This window comes from Moorena sp. SIO4G3 (assembly GCF_010692305.1).
In the GTDB taxonomy this organism is placed as follows: Bacteria; Cyanobacteriota; Cyanobacteriia; order Cyanobacteriales; family Coleofasciculaceae; genus Moorena; species Moorena producens_A.
The window spans coordinates 1-4722 of record NZ_JAAHIG010000541.1; the positions used below are offsets into that span (position 1 = coordinate 1).

General features: G+C 44.1%; 4 protein-coding genes. All 4 read left to right on the forward strand.

All coding sequences use genetic code 11. From position 1 onward, the window contains the following. Positions 1-387: 387 nt before the first annotated feature. The 4 genes from F6J99_RS42260 (at position 388) to F6J99_RS42275 (ending at position 4066) form a co-directional block, all read left to right on the forward strand. Complete coding sequence (locus tag F6J99_RS42260) at positions 388-1230, forward strand: prohibitin family protein (protein ID WP_293122721.1); 843 nt, start codon at positions 388-390, stop codon at positions 1228-1230. Between the two features lie 267 nt (positions 1231-1497). After that, positions 1498-1635: a hypothetical protein gene (locus F6J99_RS42265; protein WP_293122724.1), complete on the forward strand. Its 138-nt coding sequence runs from the start codon at positions 1498-1500 to the stop codon at positions 1633-1635. Between the two features lie 111 nt (positions 1636-1746). Beyond that, positions 1747-3678 (forward strand): ABC-F family ATP-binding cassette domain-containing protein, encoded by a 1932-nt coding sequence (locus F6J99_RS42270; protein WP_293122727.1) that lies wholly within the window; start codon positions 1747-1749, stop codon positions 3676-3678. Positions 3679-3937: 259 nt separating this feature from the next. Then, positions 3938-4066, forward strand: coding sequence for a hypothetical protein (locus F6J99_RS42275; RefSeq protein WP_293122730.1), 129 nt, complete (start codon positions 3938-3940; stop codon positions 4064-4066). The last annotated feature ends 656 nt before the right edge of the window (positions 4067-4722 follow it).

A 4722-nucleotide genomic window follows, 5' to 3' on the forward strand; every position in this document is an offset into this window, starting at 1 on the left:
TGTGTGGGGTGTGGGGTGTGGGGTGTGGGGTGTGGGGTGTGGGGTGTGGAGGGAGTGGGGGAAGTGTGACCTCAACTAGGGTGGCACAGGCTTCTAGCCTTTGACCCATAAGCACCTCAAGTAGCGTGGGCGTAGCCCAAAATCGCTGATATAGCAATCCGTCTAGGAATTCAGAGAATTTTGTTCCCTACTCCCTACTCCCTACTCCCTACTCCCTACTCCCAGATCCGCTGTTCCCTTTGCTTAAGCTGATAGACGAACTTTTCTAGTATGCTGAAGATATGATCCCATAAGGGTTACGAGACGTGGCAAATGCCCGATCTGGTAACATCAGGGCTTAATTCCCCTGTGATTCATCCGGGGGATAATTTAAAAGGAGATTAAAACTTGAGGAACCAAAATCCACAAAATTGGCAATCTTTAGTGGGGGGGATTATCGCAGCATTAGTTATTCTCCTCACCTTTAATTGTTTTGTAATTATCAATCCCGGTCAGGCTGGAGTCCTTAGTATTTTGGGTAAAGCTAGAGATGGCGCTCTGCTTGAAGGTATCCACTTCAAACTGCCCTTCGTCTCTATAGTCGATGTGTATGATGTCACCGTACAGAAGTTTGAAGTCCCAGCCCAGAGTTCCACAAAGGATCTTCAGGATTTGACCGCTCGATTTGCCATCAACTTCCGCCTCGATCCCACTAAGGTGGTTAGCATCAGGCGAAAACAAGGAACTCTACAGAATCTAGTGACCACAATTATTGCCCCTCAGACTCAAGAGTCATTTAAAATTGCTGCCGCCCTTCGCACTGCTGAAGAATCGATTACCCAACGGAGTCAGTTAAAGGAAGATTTTGATAAGGCTTTGGGCGAAAGGTTAGCCAAGTATGATGTCCAAGTATTGGATACTAGCGTCATTGACCTGAATTTTTCTAGGGAATTTGCCAAGGCAGTTGAAGAAAAACAGGTAGCTGAACAACAGGCCCAACGAGCTGTCTATATAGCACAAGAAGCTGAGCAAGAAGCTCAAGCAGAAATTAATCGCGCTCAGGGTAAGGCCGAAGCCCAACGACTTTTGGCCGAAACCCTCAAAGCTCAAGGGGGTGAACTGGTGCTCCAGAAAGAAGCGATCGCAGCTTGGCGAGATGGTGGGGCTCAGATGCCTAAAGTTCTCGTTATTGGTGGTGATAGGAATAGCAGTGTTCCCTTTATCTTTGACCTAAACAACATACCTCAATAGCATCAAAATGTCAATAAAATTATCAAAAACTGTTTAATTTAATGCTAGTTACTAGTGAGACGTTTGATAGTTTGCAGTTGAGTATTAGTAGTTAAATTACAACTACCAGAACCCGTTTTCTAGATAGAAAACGGGTTTTTTAAAAATAAATTTATAGCAGTCGAAGTAAAGCTTAATATCATGTCAGAATAATTACCCTGTCTTGATGCAATAGCGAGTGGGGGAAACCACGCCAGTTGCTCATGGGGGAAACCACGGCAGTCGCTCATGGGGGGAACCCCCAAGACCGCGCTGCCTCCCCAAGACCGCGCTGCATCGCTTAATAAAAACATCCCCCATCTCCCCATCTCCCCATCTCCCCGCGCCCCCGCCCCTTATTATGGTATTCAACCAGACTTGATATAAGAAATATTTCTGTTCCCTACTCCCTACTCCCTACTCCCTACTCCCTACTCCCTACTCCCTACTCCCTACTCCCTACTCCCTACTCCCTACTCCCTTTCCTATAAATTTTTCATGAGTATTTTTACCCTACAATCCGTTCGCAAAGACTTTGGGATTAAAGAAATCCTCAAAGAAGCTACCTTTAGTCTAGATCCTATGGATAAAGTTGGTCTAATTGGCACTAATGGTTCAGGCAAATCGACCCTATTAAAAATAATTGCTGGTCTTGAGCCCATTGATGCTGGTCAACTCTCCATTAATCCCAAAACTAAAATTGTTTACTTACCCCAACAACCAGACTTAGATGACAATCATACCGTTTTGGAGCAAGTGTTTGCTGATAGTGGTCAGCAGATGACTCTGATTCGTGAGTATGAAGAACTTTCCCAGAAATTAGCTCACAATCCCGAGGATAACCAACTGCTAGCACAGCTTTCAAGTGTAACCCAGCAGATGGATGCCACAGGAGCTTGGGAACTGGAAACAAAAGCAAAAATTATTCTAAGTAAATTAGGAATAGTTGATTTTGATGCTCCCATTGGTCAGTTGTCTGGTGGCTATCGTAAACGGATTGCATTAGCAGCCGCCTTGCTAGCGGAACCAGAGGTATTGTTAATGGATGAGCCCACAAACCATCTCGATGCCATGTCGGTAGAGTGGTTACAGAGTTACCTAAATAGTTATCGTGGAGCAATCTTACTGATTACTCACGACCGCTATTTTCTAGACCAGGTCACCAACCGCATTATCGAAATTGACCGGGGAGACCTGTATACTTACTCTGGCAACTATTCCTACTATTTAGAGAAAAAAGCCTTAGCTGAAGAATCAGCCATCAGTACTCAACGGAAACATCAAGGGGTATTGCGCCGAGAATTAGAATGGCTCAAACGGGGTCCAAAGGCTCGCAGTACCAAGCAAAAAGCTCGAATTGACCGTATTCACGACATGCAAGCCAAAGAGTTTAAACAAGCTCACGGTAAAGTAGAAATTTCTACCCCTGGTCGTCGAATTGGCAAGAAAGTAATTGAGTTAGACAATGTTTCTAAAGGCTATGACGGTAGAATTCTGGTCAAAGATTTTACCTACGAATTTAGTCCCGATGACCGAGTTGGCATCATAGGTGGGAATGGGGTAGGGAAATCTACCCTAATGGATATTATTACTGCACGCATTCAGCCCGATTCTGGTAACGTTGAAATTGGGTCTACCATTTATATCGGTTACTTTGACCAGCATTCAGAAGATTTGCTCGAAGCTCTTAATCAAAATCAGCGGGTAATTGATTACCTAAAAGACGTAGCAGAGTATGTCACAACCGCTGATGGTACATTGATTACTGCATCACAGATGCTGGAGCGTTTCTTATTTCCTCCCAACCAACAGTATGCACCAATTCATAAGCTTTCCGGGGGAGAGAAACGTCGCTTGTTTCTGTTACAAGTACTGATGAGTTCTCCCAATGTACTTATTCTAGACGAGCCCACCAATGATTTAGATGTACAAACTCTAGCTGTACTGGAGGAGTATCTAGAAGGGTTTAATGGTTGTGTGATTATTGTCTCCCACGACCGCTATTTCCTAGACCGCACCGTAGATAAAATCTTTGCCTTTGAATCTGAGGGTAACATACGTCAGTATCCTGGTAATTATTCCCTTTATATCGATAAAAAGCGAGAAGAAGAGGCAAAACTAGCCCAACAGATGGCTCAGACTCAAAGTAAAAAGCCTGAATCCTCTAAGGTCGAGGCCTCCACAAAAAAATCATCCAGTAATAACAAACGCCGTCGGCTGTCTAATTGGGAAAGGCGGGAATTCGAGAAACTCGAAAGTCAGATTCCCCAACTGGAAGCTCAGAAAGCTGAGTTGGAGAAAACCCTATATCAATCCCCTCCCAAAAATACCAGTGAAGTCCAGAAACTTTATCAGACCTTAGAGGCGTTGACTCAAGAAATTGATACAGCAACTGAGCGTTGGATGGAGTTGGCCGAACGGGAATATTAGATGATAAGCGTTGTGATTGGCCTATGGCCACGCTACCCTTTACCGTAGGTCACCCGGGGCGCGTTCCCATAACTTAGATCACCATCGCTGTAATTCTACCGTTGCGCTCCTACCGTTCCATACGCATAATTAAGCTAACAACCCTTGTGATTGGCCGTTCGGGCAGCGTCGGGCTTTGGCCGAAAGGCGATGCTACCCGACCCATAATTGAGCTAAATACTGTTGCGCAACCATAATCGATAAGGATCATAAATCAATAGTGATCATTTTTGATGCCATATTCCCAGGGCTTGCGCGTTCACGCTTAGCTTTGAAAAAGCGCGGGGTCGCACCGCTCCCTACTCCCTACTCCCTACTCCCTACTCCCTGTTCCCTTAGCTATACCTGACAACCATTGGGTACGCATAATTTTTCCAAAAACTTATACATTATCGAAACGCCAATATATACATATACCTGAAATACTAAATATAGCAGTTGAGTGGTAAAACCCTTAATGTTACCCCTTACTCAATCCCTATTTCCGTGTTTCCACAGTTACTTTAATGTGATGGGTGCATCTCAATGCATGCATTGAGATGCACCCTAGATACCCTAAGCCAATTGTTAAAATTTTTATTCCCTGCTCCTTGCTGGGTGTATCTCACTTTTGTAAATGTTGCGTAGGGTGCGTTAGGGGTGGGCGAGCCCTGATTTTCTGCCTCTTCGCCACCATTGAAATAGCCCAACCCGTAACGCACCACCGAGTCAAACAGCAAAAATGAGATGCACCCTCCTTGCTCCCTGTTCCCTGTTCCCTTTGGTATAGACATAATTGAAAATTAAACAAATTAATAAATAAGGCACTAAGCAGGCGCACAAAATTAATTACACATTTTTAACAACTCAAAGCCTTACAATGTAAGGTTTATAGAGATTGCGAGTAGGTAATTAATTCTGTGTAGGTGCTTATAAGTAGAGGCGTTCCATGGAACGCCTTTCTTTATGTTTTTTTTTATTATGAATAATTAGTTATGCTCCTATGGTGGGATTCATGTGTCGTAT